Here is an 18,016-nt window from a genome sequence, read left to right on the forward strand (position 1 = left end):
CATGGAAAAATTCTTAAGCGGCGACCTTATCGTCGGCCTCGTTATTCTGTTCATGTTCCTGCTGGTTATGCGCCGTATGCGTAAGAAACCGGGGCTGCGGCCACAGGAATGGGATCTGGCCTATGACTTTGTGACGGAACCCGCCACCACGGACAACGAGGACTACAAAAAGACATTCGACGGCATCTCCTTTCCCGTTGAGGACAATGTCCATCTTGTCCGGCTTGCCTTCCTGAACCGGGGCACCAAGCATATTCCGCTCGACAAGTTCAAAGACGCAGTGCGCGTTCATATCCCCGACGGCGCGGAAATCCTGGAGGCGAAATTCAACGAACGCTTCCGTTCCACCCTGCCTGCCGCCGATGATCCCTGCGTCGACGGGCAGACGCTCACCATCGCCCCCTTCGCCCTGGAACCGGAAGGCATCCTGATTTTCAATCTGGTACTCAAAGGCGCCAGCGAACCGGAATCGGTCGAGGCCGCCCTGGAAGATCAGGAAGAGGTAAACCGCCTGGGTCTCAAATTCCGTTTCATGAGGCAGTAATGACGGCAAAAATCACCCTGATCCTGGGCGGCGCCCGGTCCGGTAAGACCGCCCATGCCTTATCTGTCACAGAGGCGTTGGCGGACGGCCGACGCAAGACCTATGTCGCCACCGCCCAGGCGTTCGACGACGAAATGCGCGACCGGATTGATCGCCACCGGCAGGAACGTGACGAAAGCTGGGTCACACTGGAAGCCCCGGAAAACCTGCCACAGGTCATCCGGGCCCATGCCGGTCCAGACAAGGTTCTGCTGGTGGACTGCCTCACATTGTGGCTCAGCAACTGCATGTTGGCGGAACGCGACCTTGACGCCGAGCGGCAAGCATTGGTCGCCGCCCTGGGCGAGGCCGCAGGACCGGTTGTGCTTGTCTCCAACGAAGTGGGATTGAGCATCGTGCCGGAGAACAAACTGGCCCGGCGCTATCGCGATGAGGCGGGCTGGACCAATCAGGCCGTCGCCGCGATTGCCGAACGGGTTATTTTCGTTGCTGCGGGCTTGCCACTAACGCTAAAAGACAACCAGAACTAGATTTCATACCGATAAGGGGTTTCACATGGCCAAAAAGATTCCAGCCACCGTTGTCACCGGTTTTTTGGGGGCAGGTAAAACCAGCCTGATCCGGCATATGGTGGAAAATGCCAACGGCAAACGCCTGGCCTTCCTGATCAACGAATTCGGGGACCTTGGGATCGACCGGGAAATGCTTCTGGGCTGCGGGATCGAAGGCTGCGGCGAGGAAGATATCGTAGAACTGGCCAATGGCTGCATCTGCTGCACCGTCGCCGACGACTTCCTGCCTGCCATGGAATCCCTGCTGGATCGCGAAGACAAACCGGACCACATCCTGATCGAAACATCCGGACTGGCACTGCCCAAACCGCTGGTAAAGGCCTTCAACTGGCCGGAAATCCGCGCCCAGGTGACAGTTGATGGCGTGATCACCGTCGTCGACAGCAAGGCCGTTGCCGAGGGCCGTTTCGCCGATGACGAAGACGCCGTCCAGGCCCAGCGTGAGGCCGACGAAAATCTGGACCACGAAAACCCGTTGGAAGAGGTTTTCGAGGACCAGATGCTCTGCGCGGATATGGTCGTCCTGAACAAGGCGGACCTGTTGGACGAGGCGGACATCGAAAGCCTCAAGGCAGATCTGTCCAAATCCCTGCGCGACGGCGTGCGTTTCATCCATGCCTCCCATGCGCAGGTCGACCCCGCTGTCCTTTTGGGCCTTGATGCCGCAGCCGAAGATGATCTGGAGGCGCGCCCGTCCCATCACGACAGTCACGGCGATGGTGAAGACGACCACGACCATGACGATTTCGACAGTTTCACCATCGCGCTCGACATGATCGACGATGCCGATGCCCTGCAGGACCGCCTGATCGAGGTCGTGAAGGACCACGATGTCCTGCGCGTCAAAGGCTTCCTCCTGCGTCCCAATGCCGAACGGCGAGAGGTCATCCAGGGGGTCGGCCCGCGTTTCAACCGCTATTTCGACCGCCCCTGGAATGGCGACGAGCCGCGCCGGTCGCAGTTGGTGATCATTGGCCGCAAAGGCATTGACCGCGCCGCCATTGAAACGGCAATCATGTCCTAAAGCCCGCTACCCCGTCCGGCCAACCGGGCGGGGATTTCCTTTACAAACAGCAGAAACGATAGTCCGCCATGCTGGCCCCGATCAAACGACTGTTCCCGAAATCCACCGCCGTCACAAGACGCAAGGGCGGCGGTATTCTGCCGCAAACCCTGGTGCTGGTTCGCTGGATCGCAGTCGCCGGTCAGCTTGCCGCGATCCTGTCGGTGGAATATCTGCTGGATTTCCGGCTGCCGATTCTGGAATGCCTGCTGGCAATCCTGCTATTGGCCGGATCGAATATCTTACTGGGCATGGGCTATCCTCGCCGGGAAAGGCTGACCGACTATCACGCCGCCCGCGTTCTCGCCTTCGATCTGGCCCAGCTCACCGCCCTGATTTACCTGACCGGCGGATTGGAAAACCCGTTCACGCTGCTTATTCTGGTGCCGGTAACGGTCTCCGCGACCATGCTGTCGCGCGGCGCGACCATCATGCTGACCATCCTGGCGCTTTTCGCCGTCACCTTCCTGGCCTTTTACCAGCGCCCGCTGCCCTGGATGATCGGCGGGCTGGAACTGCCGCTGATCTATGTGTCGGGTCTGTGGACGGCACTCGCCGTCGCCATCGTCTTCACCACGATTTACCTCTGGTCGCTGACGGAAGAATCACGACGCACCGCAGAGGCCCTCGCGGAGGCTGAAAGCGCCCTGAACCGCCAACAGAAGCTTTCCGCATTGGGCGGGCTTGCCGCGGCAGCGGCTCATGAACTGGGCTCCCCGCTTGCCACCATCGCCGTGGTTGCCAAGGAACTGCAGTCCGAAGTTCCCGCTGGCAGCCCAATTGCAGAAGATATCGCGCTGTTGCTCAGCCAGTCCGACCGATGCCGCGAAATCCTGGCCGGTCTGACACAGCGCCCGGAAACCTCCGGCGGCGCGCCGTTTGAGCAGACGCTGCTGACCAATCTGGTCTCGGATGCGGCAAACAACTATCAGACCAAACGCATTGAAATCGACCTGAACCTGGACCCTGCCAGCCGGGGTGGCGAACCGGAAGTCCCCCGCAAGCCGGAGATTCTTCAGGGCCTTGGCAATATCGTACAGAACGCCGGACAGTTTGCCGCCACCAAGATCACGATCCTCCTTTATTGGGATGAAAACACAGTCCGCGTCACCGTCCATGACGATGGCCCAGGCTTTCCACGTCAGGTGCTTGATTCAATTGGCGAACCCTATATTTCCACAAGGGCGGGCAGCGGAAATCATATGGGACTTGGCATTTTCATCGCCAAAACGTTACTGGAGCGCGTGCGGGCCCGGGTCCGGTTCCGTAATCGCCCCGTTCCGAAACATGGCGCCGAGGTCGAGGTTACCTGGCGGCGGCGCGACCTGGAACCAACCGTCTGACGCCGACCGGCCGATGCGACAACTTGCCCCGCCCACAAGGTTGCCAAAGCTTGAAGCTGGGGTATTTTGTTGCAAGAAAAGAAAAAACCTTCTGGACGGAAGTTGGACATATGAGCGACGACCTACCCAATCCCAGCCGGGAAAAGACGCTATTGATCGTCGATGACGATGCACCTTTGCGGACGCGCCTCGTGCGCGCCATGGAAAAACGCGGTTTCACCGTAACCGATGCCGGCAGCGTAACCGACGCCATGGATATGATGGGCGATGCAATCCCCGCCTATGCCGTGGTCGACCTTCGCCTGGATGACGGTAACGGCCTGCAGGTGGTTGAAGCCCTGGCAGAGGCACGCCCTGACATTCGCATCGTGATGCTGACCGGCTATGGCAATATCGCCAGTGCGGTCAGCGCCATCAAGGCCGGTGCCGTCGACTATCTGTCAAAACCCGCGGACGCGGACCAGATCGAGGCAGCCCTGCTGGAATCCAACCGCAACCTGCCGCCGGTACCGGAAAACCCCATGAGCGCAGACCGCGTACGCTGGGAACATATCCAGCGTGTCTACGAACAATGCGACCGCAATGTATCGGAGACCGCGCGGCGTCTCAAAATGCACCGCCGCACCCTGCAGCGCATCCTGAGCAAACACGCCCCACGGGAAGAGTAGCACCTTCAGGCAGTCGCATTAAGCGGCGTAAAATGAACAGGATAAGACGGTAATTGGGCTGACAAAGTCAGGCCTGAATGTTAGGCATGACTACATGAGTACCCGGGAAGCGGGGGCAAGTTCGGCTTCAGGGTCCGGCAACGGGCCTGATATCCTTGCAATGAGAACCCAAGACAGGACGGGGGCAAATATGTCTGAGCGCGAAAACGCGACAATCGATCCATTTCACATTCCGACCCATGCAGCCGACGGCCGAAAAATCGGCATCATGGTCTGCGGCCACGGCAGCCGTGACGAGCGCGCCGTCACCCAGTTCAAACAGGTGAGCGAACAGTTGAAAGCACGCTGGGGTCACCTGCCGGTGGACTACGGGTTTCTGGAATTCGCCACCCCGATCATCCGCACCGGCCTGGACAATCTGCGTGAACAGGGTTGTGAGCTGATCCTGGCAGTGCCCGGCATGCTGTTTGCCGCAGGCCACGCCAAGAACGATATCCCGTCAGTGCTCAACACCTATGCCGCACAGCATGACGGTCTGACCATCAAATACGGCCGCGAACTGGCCGTTGACCTGAAGATGCTGAAAGCCGCCGGTGACCGCATTCAGGAGGCAATCGACGCCTGCGACGACGACGTGCCGCTGCATGAAACCATGCTGGTGGTTGTCGGGCGTGGCGCAAGTGACCCGGATGCCAATTCCAACGTGACCAAGGTCACCCGCATGCTGTGGGAAGGCTTCGGCTTCGGCTGGGCGGAAACCTGTTATTCCGGCGTAACCTTCCCGCTGGTGGAGCCGGGCTTGGAACATTATGCCAAGCTGGGCTACAAGCGCCTCTTGGTCTTCCCCTATTTCCTGTTCACCGGCATCCTCGTCGACCGGATTTATGATTCCGTCGATGTGGTGGCGGAGCGGCACCCGGACCTGGACTTCGTGAAGGTGCCCTACCTGAACGATCATCCGAAGGTAATGGAGACCTTCGCCGAACGCGTCTGGGAAATCCTCGACGGCGCCAACAACATGAACTGCCAGATGTGCAAATACCGCAGCCAGGTTCTGGGCTTCGAAGAAGAAGTCGGCCTGCCGCAGGAAAGCCATCACCATCATGTGGAAGGTATCGGCACCGGTGACGCCCACAGCCACGACCACGAGCATGACCATCATCACCATGATCATTCCCACGGTCACCACCATCATCACGATCATGACCACCATCACGGGCACAGCCATGAGCATGGGCATGACCACGACCATCACCACCATCCCTACCCCCATGCGGATCACCCGCTGGGCCCGGTGACATTGAAGCAGGGTTATAAGGGCTAGGGAACAAGGGCATGCCCCTGTTCGATTCCTATATCACCGTGGACTGGAGCGTGGCCAACACACCGAATACCGGTCGTGACAGCATCTGGTTCACGGAACTCTCTTGGGATAAACGGGGGCGGCTTGCCCGCAGATGCCTGAACAACCCGGCCACACGGGCGGAAGCCACACAGCTTCTGGGCGACCGGCTGGCAAAACGGGTGGATGAGGGTAAACGGGTTCTGGTCGGCTTTGACTTCCCATTCGGCTATCCACGCGGAACCGCGGGTCGCTTGGGACATGACGGATTACAGTGGCAACAAATGTGGTCAGAAATTTCTGACTTAATCGACGATCGGCCTGACAACCGGAACAACCGCTTCAACGTGGCCGAAGGGCTGAATGATCGATTGTATGGCGAGGCCTTTCCCTTTTGGGGGCATACCGGACAGGATGAACGGGCCGGATTAAAAAAAAGGGGCCGCCGCCCGCATGGACCGGACGACCTGTCGGAAAGGCGGCTGGTGGAAATCCGCATCCGTAAGACGCAACCGGTCTGGAAACTGGCCTATACCGGCTCCGTCGGCAGTCAGGCCCTGACTGGCATTCCCCGTGTCCGGGCGTTGCGCCACGACCCGCGTCTGGCGTCCAGCACCCGGATCTGGCCCTTTGAAACCGGGCTGCGTCATGACCCGAAAGCCCAGGTGATCCTGGCGGAGGCCTATCCCTCTCTGGTGGAGCCCGACATTCTGGACGGCAAACCGAAGGATGCCGGGCAGGTCACGGCGTTGGCGCGGCATTATGCACGGTTGGACGAAGGAGACGCCCTTGAGCCGCTTTTTGCCGCGGACCCGGATTTAAATGAGAGTGAAATGACTATGGTCACCATGGAAGAAGCCTGGATTCTGGGCGTTACCGGAGGCACCGCATGAGCCATCTGCAATTCGACTATATCCGTGACCCGATGGCGATCTATCAGGCGTCCTTCAAGGCCATCCGCGCGGAAACGGACCTGCGCCGCCTGCCGGAGGCCCTGCACGGCGTGGCGCTTCGCGTCGTCCATGCCGCCGCCAACCCCGATATCGTCGACCTTCTGGACTGGTCGGAGGGGGCGGCGGAGGCCGGTATCAAAGCCCTCAAAAACGGTGCTACGGTCCTAACCGACGCGGAAATGGTCAGCCACGGCATCATCCGGCGCAAGCTACCTGCCGAGAATGCCGTGATGTGCTGTCTCAAGATGCCGGGCGTTCCGGGCACGGCCAAGCGGCTGAACACCACACGTTCTGCTGCTGCGGTCGAAAACTGGAAACCCTGGGTCGAAGGCTCAGTCGTTGCCGTCGGCAACGCGCCCACCACCCTCTTCCACCTGCTGGAGCGTATCTCCGAAGGCTGGCCCAAACCGGCATTGATCCTGGGCTTCCCCGTCGGCTTCATCGGGGCGGCAGAATCCAAACGCGCGCTCGCCGATCATGCCGCCGAACTGGGTGTCCCCTATGTCACCCTGCATGGCCGGTTAGGCGGCAGCGCCATGGCCGCCGCCGCCGTCAACGCGCTGGCCGGAGGGAATGAAGAATGAACAAGAATAATCAGGCCTGGCTCAGCATTGTCGGTATCGGTGAAGACGGTCTTGAAGGCGTGCCTGCCGCAGGCCGCACATTGATCGACAAGGCAGAGGTTGTCATCGGCGGCCTCCGTCATCTGGAGATGCTGCCTGCCGACCACAGGGGTGAAAAGCTCACCTGGCGGTCCCCGTTGAAAGACACCATTGCCGATATCCGCGCACTGGAAGGCCGCCCGGTCTGTGTGCTCGCCACCGGCGACCCCATGAGCTATGGCATCGGGGTGACGCTTGGCCGGGAATTCGGCCACGACGCCCTGACCGTCCTGCCTGCAGTCGGGGCCTTCTCGCTTGCCGCCGCGCGGCTGGGCTGGCCGCTTTATGCACCAAATGTCGATTGCTTGACCCTGCATGGACGTCCGCTGGAAACCATCAACCTGCATCTGCGAGACGGCGCGCGGCTACTGATCCTTTCCGAAGACGGCCAGACGCCGAAACAACTGGCGGACCATCTGACCGCCCTCGGCTATGGTGACAGCGAATTGATCGTGCTGGAACATATGGACGGGCCAAAGGAAAAGCACCTGCGTGGCCTGGCGAAAGACTGGTCCCATCCGGCAGGCGCCGACCTGAATTCAATCGCGGCGACTTTAGTCGCAGGACCGGATGCGCAGGTCTATTCCCGACTGGCGGGCCTGCCCGACGACGCCTTTCGGCATGACGGCAAGATGACCAAGCGCGAGGTCCGCGCGGCAACACTGGCCTCATTGGCACCACAACCGGGCGAGTTGCTCTGGGATGTGGGCGGCGGCAGCGGTTCCATCGCCATCGAATGGATGCGCGCGGGCGGCGAAGCTATCGCCATCGAAAAGAACGCGGAACGCTGTGCGGCCATCGCCCATAACGCCGCCCTGCTCGGTACGCCGCGCCTACGCATCGTCGAGGGGGAGCTGCCGGACGCCCTGAACGGGTTGGCTCAGCCAAAAGCAATCTTCATCGGCGGCGGGTTGAGCGTGGACGGGCTTCTGGAACGCTGCTGGGACGCGCTGCCGGCGGCGGGGAGACTGGCGGCCAATGCGGTGACGGCGGAAGGGGAAACCGAACTCTTCCAGGCCTATCAAAAATGGGGTGGTGAGCTCAGCCGAATTGCGGTATCCCGGCTGACAGCCGTGGGTCCTCATCACGGCTGGAAGCCTTTCATGCCTGTCACCCATTTCTGCGCCCGCAAAGGATAGATCATGGCCAAGCTCTGCGCCCAGTTTCAGGAATCAAGTCTCTGGAAAGCCGCATTCGACCTCGCACAGGATGCCGTGGAAAAGATCGCCACCGTCGATCATTCCCTGGCGACCCCTGCCCTGGCCACGGCGACACGCATCCCGACCACCATTGCCCAGGCGATGGTAAACCCGGAGGCGGATATCACCGACGCGCTGGTCGACACCCTGAATGACCTCGTGCTGTTGGAACATCAGGCGGCCCTGGGAGGGATCGCACTGGACGCGAAGGCCCTGCAGGAATTGAAAGACCATATCGTCTCCCTGTTGGAAGACGAAGAGGATGACGAGGACTGATCTCCATGACGCAGAATACCGGCAAAGGCACGCTTTATGGCGTGGGCGTCGGCCCCGGCGACCCGGAACTGATCACGCTGAAGGCCCTGCGGGTCATTCGCGAGGCCCCGGTTCTGGCCTGGCCCGCCCCGTTGGAAGGGGAATCGCTGGCCCGCAGTATCGCCGCCCCCCATTTGGACGGCAGCCATATCGAGGTGCCGATCCGCATGCCGATGGAAGTCGCGCGCTTTCCGGCCCAGCAGGTCTATGACGAGGCCGCTATCGAGATCGCCGATCATTTGAGCAATGGCCGCGACGTTGCCGTGCTTTGCGAAGGCGATCCGTTTTTCTACGGTTCCTTCATGTATCTCTTCGGACGTCTGGCCGATGATTTCCCCGTGGAGGTGATCCCCGGCGTTTCCTCCCTGATGGCAACCGCGGCTGCCGTCGGTGCACCGCTGGCCAGCCGTAACGACGTGCTGACGGTGCTGCCCGGCCCATTGGATGAGGATATCCTGGAACGCCGTCTGGACCGGGCGGAGGCGGCGGCCATCATCAAAGTCGGGCGGCATTTGGGTAAAATCCGGCGCGTATTGGATCGCATGGATCTGACGGAAAATGCACGTTACATCAGCCATGCCACCATGGATAAACAACGGGTTTCGCCGCTTAGCGAAATCACGGAAGAAAAGGCTCCTTATTTCACCATGATCCTGGTTCATAAACGCGGCGAGGCCTGGAAATGACCACCGCCATCATCGCCCTGACTGCCTCCGCACTGAAAACGGCGGAAGCCATCCGCGCCCATGTCCCCGGTGCACAAATCCACGGCCTGTCCAAACGGGTCGAGGGTGCCGACATCGCCTTCGACGATACCATGGCGCATCTGCGCGGCCTGTTCGACGACGGCGTCACGATCATCGGCATCTGTGCCTCCGCGATTCTGATCCGGGCCGTCGCGCCGTCGCTCGCCAACAAGCGTGAAGAACCGCCGGTCCTGGCCGTCGCCGAGGACGGCAGCAGCGTTGTGCCGCTGCTCGGCGGGCATCGCGGTGCAAATAAACTCGCTCGCGACCTGGCAACCCATCTCGGCGCCCCTGCGGCGGTCACGACCGCAGGCGACTTGTCCCTGGGATTTTCCCTGGATGAGGCGCCGGACGGTTGGACTGTTGCCAATCCGGCAGTGATGAAACCGGTGACCGCCGCCCTCTTGGCAGGTGAGCCCGTCGCCCTGGTGGTCGAGGCCGGTGATGAATCCTGGCCCCCGGCAGCGCCCTTCGCTGCCCCGACGGAACAGACCGCCTATCGCGTCCTGGTCACCGACAAAGCCGGTTGTGAAGACGATCACACGCTGGTGGTGCATCCGCCGGTGCTGGCGCTTGGCGTCGGCTGTGAACGCAACGCCCCGGCGGGCGGCCTGACGGCATTCGTCCGTGAACAACTGGCCGAAGCCGGTCTGGCGGAGGGTGCCATCGCCGCCATCGGCAGCATCGACATCAAGGCCGATGAAGCCGCCATGCATGACCTGCAAAAAACACTGGGCAAACCGTTCCGCGTTTTCGACGCAGCAACGCTCGACCGGCAGGCGTCGCGCCTTGCCAATCCGTCCGACGTTGTTTTCTCCGAAACCGGTTGCCACGGCGTTGCGGAAGGCAGCGCCCTGACATTGGCCGGAGACGCAGGCGAGTTGACCCTGCCGAAACGCAAGGACGCCAAACACACGATGGCTATCGCCCGCGCCCCGCAGATCGACCTGACCGACAAGGGTCGGGACCGGGGCCTGCTTTATGTGGTGGGCATCGGCCCGGGTGTCGACGGCTGGCGCACGGCGGAAGCGGTTCGTATGCTGCGCGATGCGGACGAGATTGTCGGCTATCAGCTTTACCTCGACCTCTGTGCCGACCTGATTGCAGGCAAGCCCACGCATCATTCCGACCTTGGCAAGGAAGAGGCCCGCGCACGCCGCGCCATCGAACTGGCCGCCGAAGGCCGCAAGGTGGCCCTGGTCTGTTCCGGCGATCCGGGCATCTACGCCCTGGCGACGCTGGTGTTTGAGCTGATCGACCGGGCCGACGACCGCGCATGGAACGGGGTAGAGGTCGTCACCGCCCCCGGCATTTCCGCCTTCCAGGCCGCTGCCGCCCGGATCGGCGCGCCGATCAACCACGATTTCTGCACCATCAGCCTGTCGGACCTGCTGACTCAGCGGGAGGCGATCCTGAAGCGGCTGAATGCGGCGGGCGAAGGTGATTTCGTTATTTCCTTCTACAATCCGCAGAGCCTGCGCCGCCGAACCCTGCTGCCGGAGGCAAAGGAAATCCTGCTCAAACACCGCCCGGACAGTTGCCCGGTCCTGATCGCGCGAAACCTGGGCCGGGAGGACGAAACAATCACCGTCACCACGCTGGCCGATTTCGACCCCTCCGTGGTCGATATGCTGACGCTGGTGATGATCGGCAATTCCGAAACCCGCTGGATCAATCGCGCCGGACGCAACATCGTCTACACCCCGCGCGGCTACGCCAAGAAGATGGAGGATTAATCCATGACCGTCTATTTCATCGGCGCCGGCCCCGGCGCACCGGACCTGATCACCGTTCGCGGCCTGAAACTGATCCAGCAATGCCCGGTCTGCCTGTTCGCGGGCTCCCTGGTCCCGGAAGAGGTTGTCGCCGAGGCACCGGACGATGCGCGTGTCATCGACACCGCGCCGATGCATCTGGATGAGATCATCGACGAGATTGTCGCCGCCCATGAGGCAGGCAAGGATGTCGCCCGTGTCCATTCCGGCGACCCCTGCCTTTATGGCGCGACGGCGGAGCAGATGCGCCGTCTGGACAAGCTGGGTATTGATTACGAAGTCGTGCCGGGCGTGTCCGCCTATGCCGCCGCAGCCGCCGCAATCAATTCGGAACTGACACTGGCGGGCGTCAGCCAGTCTATCGTGCTGACCCGCACGGCGGTGCGCGCCTCCTCCATGCCGGAAGGTGAGACGCTGGAAAACTTCGGCAATACAGGCGCCACGCTGGCGATCCATCTGTCCGTCAACAATCTGGCAAAAGTCGTGCGCGAACTGACGCCCCATTATGGGGAGGATTGTCCGGTGGTAGTCGCCTATCGCGTGACCTGGCCGGACCAGAAGATCATTCGCGGTACGCTGGCCGACATCCGCCAGAAGGTGAAACCGGAAGGCATCACGCGGACTGCGTTGATTCTGGTCGGTCGTGTTTTGGAAAACGAGGAATTTGAAGACAGCCGCCTTTACGCCAAGGACCATACCCATGTCCTGCGGCCGTAAGCGGTCAAATTGTCGGAAAGTCTCGAGAGCTGCGGTCCCAGGGCCGCAGCTTTTTCTTTACGCCTAATAGGCAATCAACAGGAAGGCGGCTTCCGCTGCCACGGCCACAAGGCCAAGCATTGCACCAACCGCCAGACCAAAGCCAACGTTGCGCAGGCTATGCTTACATTGGGTCGTGATTGTCATCATGTCGTCCTCCATGGCCTGAAGAATGCCACAACGACACCTGATTTTCTGTGATCGGCATCACACAACCGATACCGGCATGCTTAGGCCGCGGCCTCTTCCGCATCCGCCGGGGCGGCATGCACAACGAAACGATAGAAGAGATAGGTCCCCACACCCATTGCACAAATCATGGTGACCATGGGGAACTGTGTCTGGTTGAAGGCATGCCCCACGGCGAGGCCGACAAGCGCGGCAAATCCATATTGGCAGAAGCCGATCAGACTGGACGCCGCCCCGGCCATGCGCGGAAAGGGACCAATTCCGGCCGCCGCCGCATTGGGCAGGACCAATCCCATACCGACCATATAAGTGACCATAGGCAGCAGGATCACCGCCACATTCAACACCCCGATATAGGCAAATCCAGCCATTGCAATCCCCGACAGGGCCGAGACAATCGCGCCCCGATGCACAAGGCGACGTTCCCCATGCCGATGGACCGTGCGGCCACCAATCTGGGTGCCCACCATATAGCCAATGACAATAGCTGCGAAGCAATAGCCATATTGATCTGCCGACAGACCGATCACCTGGATGAAGACGAAGGAAGAACCGGAAATATAGGCAAACAGCCCGCCATAGCTGAAGGCGCTGACCAGCAGAAAACCAAAGAAACTACGGTGTTTGATCAACTGTGCGAAATTGGCCGCCATCTGGCGGGGGCGTAAGGCCGTATGGTCGGGGTCGGCATTCGATTCCCGAAGAACGAACAGGACGCCCAACAGACAGGCCCCGCCGAACCCGCTCAACACCCAGAAGCTGGCAACCCAACCGAAGGCAACGGTCAGATAACCGCCGATCACCGGCCCCAAAGCCGGTGCCAGCGCCATGGCGGTTCCCATATAGGACAGGATCTTGGCGGATTTCTTGCGTCCGAAGACATCGCGGACGACAGCCCGGCCAACGACAACACCACAGCACCCGCCCAACGCCTGACAGAAACGGGCCGCCACCAGTCCCTCGATGCTTGTCGCCAGCGCACAGGCAACGGATGCCACGAAATACACAGTAACGCCAAAGGCCAGGACCGGCTTGCGGCCAAAACGGTCACTCATCGCGCCATAGAAAAGCTGGCAGACGGCAAAGGCCACCATATAGACACTGAGCGTAAGCTGGACCGTCGCCACATCGGTCTCAAACGCCTTTTCAATCGACGGAAGGGCCGGAAGATAAAGGTCTGTGGATATGGGACCAAGCGCTGCCAGCATGGTCAGCAGGACCGCCAACAGTCCCCTGTGTTGGTTTTGCCCGTTACCCATCCTTATGTCCCCCTTCCAGATGCGGCCCCATCCGCGGCCAGGCCATCAGCGCAAAGGCAATCAGCGCCGCTGCGGCCAATCCTATATTCATAACCCCCAAAGGCAAGGCAGTGCCGTGATAAAGCGGCTGTATCAGGAAACTTGCCACCCCGCCAACAGCCATCTGCAAAAACCCCATAAGCGCAGATGCACTGCCCGCCACGCGCGGGAAAGGCTGCAACGCTGTTGCCGATGACGGCGGCAGGGCAAGCCCGAAGCCCAGCAGGAAAAACATCATCGGCCCGATCACGCGCACCAAAGTTAATTCATTGGAAAAGGCAAAAAGCAGAACCGCCCCGATCAGGGAGATCGTTGCACCCAAAACCACCAGATTGCGCGCCTCCAGCCGACCGACAAGCCTGCCTGACGTAAAACTGCCGAAGGCATAGGAACCAACGGTAAAAATCATCAGGCTGCCGAACACATCCGGGCGGATTCCCAGCTCCCTGATGAACAGGAAGGGAGACAGGGTTGTGTAACAGAACAGCCCGGCAAAAAGCAGGCTGCTGACCAGCACATTGCCCATATAGAAACCATGCCCGAGAAGCGAGACATAGATCTGGACCAGCCGTCTTGGCTTCAGGGCATCCATCACCTGTTCACGCAGGGTTTCCGGCAACTTCATCCAGGACAGCCCGATCATCATCACGCCAAAGCCGGCCAGGAAGAAGAAGACCGACCGCCAGCCCAAATAGACCTGCAACTGACCACCGATAATCGGCCCCAGCGCGGGTGCCAGGGCCACCGCCGTACCAATCAGGGAAAAGACCTTTGCCGCTTCTTTTGGTGGATAATAATCGCGCACCACCGCCCGCGCGACCACAGGGCCACAACAGGCCCCCAGCCCCTGCAGGAATCGCCCCAATTGCAGGATTTCAACCGACGGCGCAAAGGCGCAGGCGATGCTCGCCAGCACATAGATCGTCAATCCCGTCAGCAAGACCGGACGCCTGCCGAACCGGTCGCTGACCGGACCGTAGAGAAGCTGTGCGGAGGCAAATCCCAACAGAAATAGACTGAGCGTTGCCTGAACCGAGGCCAGTGAGCTGTGCAGCTCATCGGCAATCGACGGCATGGATGGCACATAGATGGAAACCGACAGCGAGCCAAAGGCAACGCAGGCCGTCAACAGGGCCGTCAGCCCTCGGGTTTCCGTCACCCGCACCGGTGCCGTATTATCCATCAACCAATCCTCTGCAGGCGCATGCCATGACTGCGCAGCCATTCACGGCTTTTTTTCATTTGGGGGTCTATTTCACCGACTAGCTTCCAGAAACGCGGGCTGTGGTTTCGCTCGATGAGATGTGCCACTTCATGGGCCACTACATAATGCAATACTGCTTCAGGGGCGAGAATGAGCCGCCAGTTAAAGGACATGTCCCCGTTGGCCGAACAGCTTCCCCAGCGGGTTTTCTGGTCCCGGATCGTAATACGCCCTGCCTTGCATCCGATGCCCGCGGCCATGTCCGGCGCCCTGGCGAGAACTTCCTCGCGGGCAAGCTTTTTACAATGATCGCGCAATCGCCGTTCCAGATGCTCTTGCGGACCCGCCACCCAGATTTCGCGCTCATTCCTGATCTCAACGCCATAGCGGCGGGCCGTATCGTGGCAGATCAGAACATCCCGTCCGCGATAGGGAATAATATGCCCCGGTTCAAACGGCACCGCCTGAGGCAACCCCTCCAACTGCCGAAGGACCCAGTCTTCCTGCCTTGCAAGAAAGGCCATGCCCTCACGCTGCGGTACGCGCGGCGGCAGGACCATCACGACCTTGCCGGTTTTCCCGTCGAGTTTCAGCGATAGGCGCTTGGCGCGGCTGTTGCGCCTGATCTCGACAATAATATCCTGGCCGCCCAACTGAATGACCGTGTCATTCGGCGGAGTCTTGTCAGAATTTTTGCCTAAAAAGTGCAGCAGAGCCATTAACTCTGCTTATGGGAAATAGTTGACCCCGACAAGCAATTATCGGGCAAAAGGATTGTTCCCGGCATTCAACCAGCCGGTGACATAATCCTCCAGGTCTTCGATATCCGCCTCGGAAACGGCCTGACCGCGAACCGACATACCAGCGTCATGAACGCTGTTCGGGTCGCCGGTAACCAGCGGATGCCAATCAGGCAGGTCCTCTCCTTCCGCCAGCAGGCGATAGGCACAGCTTTCAGGAAGCCAATGCAGCTCCCCCGCCTTATCCGGCGTCAACTGCTCGCAGTCGGGCACGAATTTCCAACGGTTGGAATAGGATGAGCAGCGGCAGCTTTCGGTATCCAGCAGCTTGCAGGCCACATTGGTCACCGCAATAGCGCCGGTGTCGGCATCTTCCAGTTTATGCAGGCAGCATTGCCCGCAGCCGTCACAAAGGGATTCCCATTCCGGCTTGGACATCTGGGAGAGGGTTTTGCGTTTCCAGAAGGGCAACGCGTCCTGTTTTGTTTCCATACTAGGCCCGATCGATCAGATGCAGGAAGGAGCCCGCAACGCTCCCCACCGCCAATCCGATATTTTCCTGTCTGCCACCGACGGCGTCCGTTACCTGAAACAGGCGCGGGGCATCGCCCTCTTCCGCCACGGTGGCATAATGAAATTCATGGCCGCGCAATTGCAGCCCACTGGCGCCAAGCACCGTATCGCAGAGCGATATAGCGCGGCGATAGCCCAAGTGAAGCCTGCGCTTCTTAAAACTGGTTTCCAGCGGCAGCAGCCCCGCCATCTTATGACGCACGCCATCCGCATCCTCCAGCCCTTGGCCGAGGGTCATATACCCCCCGCATTCGCCAAAAACAAATGCTCCCTTCTCCGCCGCCGCCCGCAGACCACCCATAAAGACAGTGTTCGCCGCCAGTTTCCCGGCGTGCAGCTCCGGATAACCGCCCGGCAGGTATACGGAATCCGCCGCCGCTGCCGGGGCTTCATCGGCCAACGGGGAAAAGAAGGAAATTTCCGCCCCGGCCCGTCGCCAACCGTTCAAGACACCGTTATAGCTGAAGGCATAGGCATCATCCCGCGCCATTGCGATATGCTGCCCCAAAGGCGGGATGGAGAAATCATCCGACGTGGCTGCAACCGAAGAGGCGCTTGCAAGACCGGTCAGGCCGGACAGGTCAACGCATTCGCTCACCCAGTCGGCGGCCTTGTTCAGGAAAGCGTTAAGGTCCGCATTTTCACCTGCCTGCACCAGCCCCAGATGCCGTTCAGGCATAACCAGACCCGCCACACGCGGGAGACAGCCCAGGACCGGCACTTCCGGTACATGGGCCTGCATGGCCATATTGAGCATTTCAGTATGGGCCGGACTACCCACCCGGTTAAACAAAACGCCTGCAATCCGGATATCCGCACGCAAGGACGCCAATCCCTTCACCACCGCCGCCGCCGTTGCCGACTGTCCCTTGACGTCGACCACCAGCACAACAGGCCAGCCGGTGAGCGCCGCCAGGTCCGCCGTAGAACCGCTGCCGTCCCGCGCGCCGTCGAACAGCCCCATCACCCCTTCCGCCAGGATCATATCGGCATCCTGTGACAGTGCCTCGACATGGCTGCCGATGGTTTGCGGGCGCATGGCCCAGGGGTCCAGGTTCAGGCAGGACCGCGCGGATGCGGCGGAATGGAAGGCAGGATCGATATAGTCCGGGCCGACCTTGGCGGATGCGATTTTCGTTCCCGCCCGATGCAAGGCCCGCAACATCGCCAATGTCACCAGCGTCTTGCCGCTGTTCGATGACGGGGCCGCAATAATCAGGCCCGGCGCGGTTTTGGCGGCCCCGGACATCACTCGGCAGACGTCGGCAGGGCCGACAACCAGTCCAACTGCTTACGAAGCTCCACCACGGGACCGATGGCGACAATGGCAGGCGGGGCAACCTGTTTCGCGGCCTCTTCCATGGTCTCCAGGGTACAGGTGACGACTTTCTGGTCCGGGGTCGTCGCGCTTGCGATCAAAGCCACCGGCTCATCCGCCGGTCTCCCACCGTCGCGCAGGCGCCGGCTGATCTCACCGATATGCTTGATCGCCATGTAGAAAATCAGGACCGGCGCACCTTTGGCCAAAGCCTGCCAGTCCAGATTGTCCGGCACATCGCCGGTGACCGAGTGACCGGTCACGAAAGTGACGGCGGAATTGGCCTCGCGATGGGTGGCCGGGATTCCGGCATAGGCCATGCCGCCGATACCGGCAGTCACCCCCGGCACCACGCGGAAGGGAATTCCCGCATCCACCAGGGCAAGCGCCTCTTCACCACCACGGCCAAAGACGAAAGGATCGCCACCCTTCAACCGCAGAACCCGACGCCCTTCCTTCGCCAGATCAATCAGGCGTTCGGAAATGGAACGCTGCGTCGGTGACGGCTTGCCACCGCGTTTTCCGGCATAAATCCGTTCCGCCTCCGGGCGCGCCATATCCAGAATCTGGGTATCGACCAGGGCGTCATAAACAATCACATCTGCCTGCGCCAAAGCGTTGACGCCATGCAGGGTCATCAGGCCGGGATCACCAGGGCCCGCACCAACAAGCCAGACCCAGCCCGGCAAAAATTCGGGCAGATTCCTAGGTGGAGTAATATTCGCTTGCCATGTCATAATCGTCATCCTAATCGGG

The 18,016-nt window shown here is 60.7% G+C and carries 20 protein-coding genes; 13 read left to right on the top strand and 7 right to left on the bottom strand.

What is annotated here, in order from left to right; genetic code table 11:
- Nucleotide 1 precedes the first annotated feature (1 nt).
- The 13 genes from IF205_RS00475 to cobM all read left to right on the top strand — a co-directional run bounded on the left by IF205_RS00475 (nt 2) and on the right by cobM (nt 11,899).
- Complete coding sequence (locus IF205_RS00475) at nt 2–544, top strand: hypothetical protein (RefSeq protein WP_259781323.1); 543 nt, start codon at nt 2–4, stop codon at nt 542–544.
- Nucleotides 544–1,074, top strand: a complete 531-nt coding sequence (gene cobU, locus IF205_RS00480; RefSeq protein WP_259781325.1) for a bifunctional adenosylcobinamide kinase/adenosylcobinamide-phosphate guanylyltransferase — start codon at nt 544–546, stop codon at nt 1,072–1,074. The genes IF205_RS00475 and cobU overlap by 1 nt, the downstream gene beginning before the upstream one ends.
- Nucleotides 1,075–1,099: 25 nt before the next feature.
- Nucleotides 1,100–2,140, top strand: a complete 1,041-nt coding sequence (gene cobW / locus IF205_RS00485; RefSeq protein ID WP_259781326.1) for a cobalamin biosynthesis protein CobW — start codon at nt 1,100–1,102, stop codon at nt 2,138–2,140.
- A gap of 68 nt (nt 2,141–2,208) precedes the next feature.
- A complete protein-coding gene (locus tag IF205_RS00490) occupies nt 2,209–3,522 on the top strand; it encodes an ActS/PrrB/RegB family redox-sensitive histidine kinase (RefSeq protein ID WP_259781327.1) in 1,314 nt (437 codons plus the stop codon).
- A 110-nt stretch (nt 3,523–3,632) separates the two neighbouring features.
- On the top strand, nt 3,633–4,190 hold the full coding sequence (locus tag IF205_RS00495; protein ID WP_259781328.1) for an ActR/PrrA/RegA family redox response regulator transcription factor: 558 nt from the start codon (nt 3,633–3,635) through the stop codon (nt 4,188–4,190).
- 190 nt (nt 4,191–4,380) lie between these two features.
- A complete protein-coding gene (locus IF205_RS00500) occupies nt 4,381–5,514 on the top strand; it encodes a sirohydrochlorin chelatase (protein ID WP_311195722.1) in 1,134 nt (377 codons plus the stop codon).
- Nucleotides 5,515–5,525: 11 nt separating this feature from the next.
- The gene (locus tag IF205_RS00505; RefSeq protein ID WP_259781329.1) at nt 5,526–6,425 is read left to right on the top strand and encodes a hypothetical protein; all 900 of its coding nucleotides are present in this window, start codon (nt 5,526–5,528) and stop codon (nt 6,423–6,425) included.
- Nucleotides 6,422–7,069, top strand: coding sequence for a precorrin-8X methylmutase (locus IF205_RS00510; RefSeq protein ID WP_259781330.1), 648 nt, complete (start codon nt 6,422–6,424; stop codon nt 7,067–7,069). The genes IF205_RS00505 and IF205_RS00510 overlap by 4 nt, the downstream gene beginning before the upstream one ends.
- Nucleotides 7,066–8,286: a precorrin-6y C5,15-methyltransferase (decarboxylating) subunit CbiE gene (gene cbiE / locus IF205_RS00515; RefSeq protein WP_259781331.1), complete on the top strand. Its 1,221-nt coding sequence runs from the start codon at nt 7,066–7,068 to the stop codon at nt 8,284–8,286. Before IF205_RS00510 ends, cbiE begins: the two co-directional genes overlap by 4 nt.
- 3 nt (nt 8,287–8,289) lie before the next feature.
- Nucleotides 8,290–8,622 carry a hypothetical protein gene (locus tag IF205_RS00520; RefSeq protein ID WP_259781332.1) on the top strand — a complete coding sequence of 111 codons (333 nt, stop codon included), beginning with the start codon at nt 8,290–8,292 and terminating at the stop codon, nt 8,620–8,622.
- A 5-nt stretch (nt 8,623–8,627) separates the two neighbouring features.
- On the top strand, nt 8,628–9,347 hold the full coding sequence (gene cobI, locus IF205_RS00525) for a precorrin-2 C(20)-methyltransferase (protein WP_259781333.1): 720 nt from the start codon (nt 8,628–8,630) through the stop codon (nt 9,345–9,347).
- Nucleotides 9,344–11,143, top strand: coding sequence for a precorrin-3B C(17)-methyltransferase (gene cobJ / locus IF205_RS00530; protein WP_259781334.1), 1,800 nt, complete (start codon nt 9,344–9,346; stop codon nt 11,141–11,143). Before cobI ends, cobJ begins: the two co-directional genes overlap by 4 nt.
- Before the next feature lie 3 nt (nt 11,144–11,146).
- The gene (gene cobM / locus IF205_RS00535) at nt 11,147–11,899 is read left to right on the top strand and encodes a precorrin-4 C(11)-methyltransferase (RefSeq protein ID WP_259781335.1); all 753 of its coding nucleotides are present in this window, start codon (nt 11,147–11,149) and stop codon (nt 11,897–11,899) included.
- Between the two features lie 63 nt (nt 11,900–11,962).
- On the opposite strand, the gene IF205_RS00540 is transcribed toward cobM, so the two are convergent.
- The 7 genes from IF205_RS00540 to cobA all read right to left on the bottom strand — a co-directional run bounded on the left by IF205_RS00540 (nt 11,963) and on the right by cobA (nt 17,997).
- Nucleotides 11,963–12,088 carry a hypothetical protein gene (locus IF205_RS00540; RefSeq protein WP_259781336.1) on the bottom strand — a complete coding sequence of 42 codons (126 nt, stop codon included), beginning with the start codon at nt 12,086–12,088 and terminating at the stop codon, nt 11,963–11,965.
- Between the two features lie 80 nt (nt 12,089–12,168).
- Entirely contained in the window at nt 12,169–13,386 is a 1,218-nt protein-coding gene (locus IF205_RS00545; protein WP_259781337.1) for a multidrug effflux MFS transporter, read from the bottom strand.
- Nucleotides 13,379–14,608 carry a multidrug effflux MFS transporter gene (locus IF205_RS00550; protein WP_259781338.1) on the bottom strand — a complete coding sequence of 410 codons (1,230 nt, stop codon included), beginning with the start codon at nt 14,606–14,608 and terminating at the stop codon, nt 13,379–13,381. The genes IF205_RS00545 and IF205_RS00550 overlap by 8 nt, the downstream gene beginning before the upstream one ends.
- The gene (locus IF205_RS00555; protein WP_259781339.1) at nt 14,608–15,348 is read right to left on the bottom strand and encodes a M48 family metallopeptidase; all 741 of its coding nucleotides are present in this window, start codon (nt 15,346–15,348) and stop codon (nt 14,608–14,610) included. The genes IF205_RS00550 and IF205_RS00555 overlap by 1 nt, the downstream gene beginning before the upstream one ends.
- A 39-nt stretch (nt 15,349–15,387) precedes the next feature.
- Nucleotides 15,388–15,861 carry a YcgN family cysteine cluster protein gene (locus IF205_RS00560; protein WP_259781340.1) on the bottom strand — a complete coding sequence of 158 codons (474 nt, stop codon included), beginning with the start codon at nt 15,859–15,861 and terminating at the stop codon, nt 15,388–15,390.
- A 1-nt stretch (nt 15,862) separates the two neighbouring features.
- A complete protein-coding gene (locus IF205_RS00565; RefSeq protein ID WP_259783331.1) occupies nt 15,863–17,191 on the bottom strand; it encodes a cobyrinic acid a,c-diamide synthase CobB in 1,329 nt (442 codons plus the stop codon).
- A complete protein-coding gene (cobA, locus tag IF205_RS00570; protein WP_259781341.1) occupies nt 17,191–17,997 on the bottom strand; it encodes a uroporphyrinogen-III C-methyltransferase in 807 nt (268 codons plus the stop codon). Before cobA ends, IF205_RS00565 begins: the two co-directional genes overlap by 1 nt.
- Between the last annotated feature and the right edge of the window lie 19 nt (nt 17,998–18,016).

This window comes from Aestuariispira ectoiniformans (assembly GCF_025136295.1).
Classification (GTDB): Bacteria; Pseudomonadota; Alphaproteobacteria; order UBA8366; family Aestuariispiraceae; genus Aestuariispira_A; species Aestuariispira_A ectoiniformans.

Coding starts and splice junctions, on each gene's coding strand:
- cobM (WP_259781335.1), top strand. CDS start 11,147: ATGACCGTCTATTTCATCGGCGCCGGCCCCGGCGCACCGGACCTGATC.
- cobI (WP_259781333.1), top strand. CDS start 8,628: ATGACGCAGAATACCGGCAAAGGCACGCTTTATGGCGTGGGCGTCGGC.
- cobA (WP_259781341.1), bottom strand. CDS start 17,997: ATGACATGGCAAGCGAATATTACTCCACCTAGGAATCTGCCCGAATTT.
- IF205_RS00490 (WP_259781327.1), top strand. CDS start 2,209: ATGCTGGCCCCGATCAAACGACTGTTCCCGAAATCCACCGCCGTCACA.
- IF205_RS00545 (WP_259781337.1), bottom strand. CDS start 13,386: ATGGGTAACGGGCAAAACCAACACAGGGGACTGTTGGCGGTCCTGCTG.
- IF205_RS00565 (WP_259783331.1), bottom strand. CDS start 17,191: ATGTCCGGGGCCGCCAAAACCGCGCCGGGCCTGATTATTGCGGCCCCG.
- IF205_RS00510 (WP_259781330.1), top strand. CDS start 6,422: ATGAGCCATCTGCAATTCGACTATATCCGTGACCCGATGGCGATCTAT.
- IF205_RS00555 (WP_259781339.1), bottom strand. CDS start 15,348: ATGGCTCTGCTGCACTTTTTAGGCAAAAATTCTGACAAGACTCCGCCG.
- IF205_RS00550 (WP_259781338.1), bottom strand. CDS start 14,608: ATGGATAATACGGCACCGGTGCGGGTGACGGAAACCCGAGGGCTGACG.
- IF205_RS00520 (WP_259781332.1), top strand. CDS start 8,290: ATGGCCAAGCTCTGCGCCCAGTTTCAGGAATCAAGTCTCTGGAAAGCC.
- cobW (WP_259781326.1), top strand. CDS start 1,100: ATGGCCAAAAAGATTCCAGCCACCGTTGTCACCGGTTTTTTGGGGGCA.
- IF205_RS00505 (WP_259781329.1), top strand. CDS start 5,526: ATGCCCCTGTTCGATTCCTATATCACCGTGGACTGGAGCGTGGCCAAC.
- IF205_RS00500 (WP_311195722.1), top strand. CDS start 4,381: ATGTCTGAGCGCGAAAACGCGACAATCGATCCATTTCACATTCCGACC.
- cbiE (WP_259781331.1), top strand. CDS start 7,066: ATGAACAAGAATAATCAGGCCTGGCTCAGCATTGTCGGTATCGGTGAA.
- IF205_RS00495 (WP_259781328.1), top strand. CDS start 3,633: ATGAGCGACGACCTACCCAATCCCAGCCGGGAAAAGACGCTATTGATC.
- cobU (WP_259781325.1), top strand. CDS start 544: ATGACGGCAAAAATCACCCTGATCCTGGGCGGCGCCCGGTCCGGTAAG.
- cobJ (WP_259781334.1), top strand. CDS start 9,344: ATGACCACCGCCATCATCGCCCTGACTGCCTCCGCACTGAAAACGGCG.
- IF205_RS00560 (WP_259781340.1), bottom strand. CDS start 15,861: ATGGAAACAAAACAGGACGCGTTGCCCTTCTGGAAACGCAAAACCCTC.
- IF205_RS00540 (WP_259781336.1), bottom strand. CDS start 12,088: ATGATGACAATCACGACCCAATGTAAGCATAGCCTGCGCAACGTTGGC.
- IF205_RS00475 (WP_259781323.1), top strand. CDS start 2: ATGGAAAAATTCTTAAGCGGCGACCTTATCGTCGGCCTCGTTATTCTG.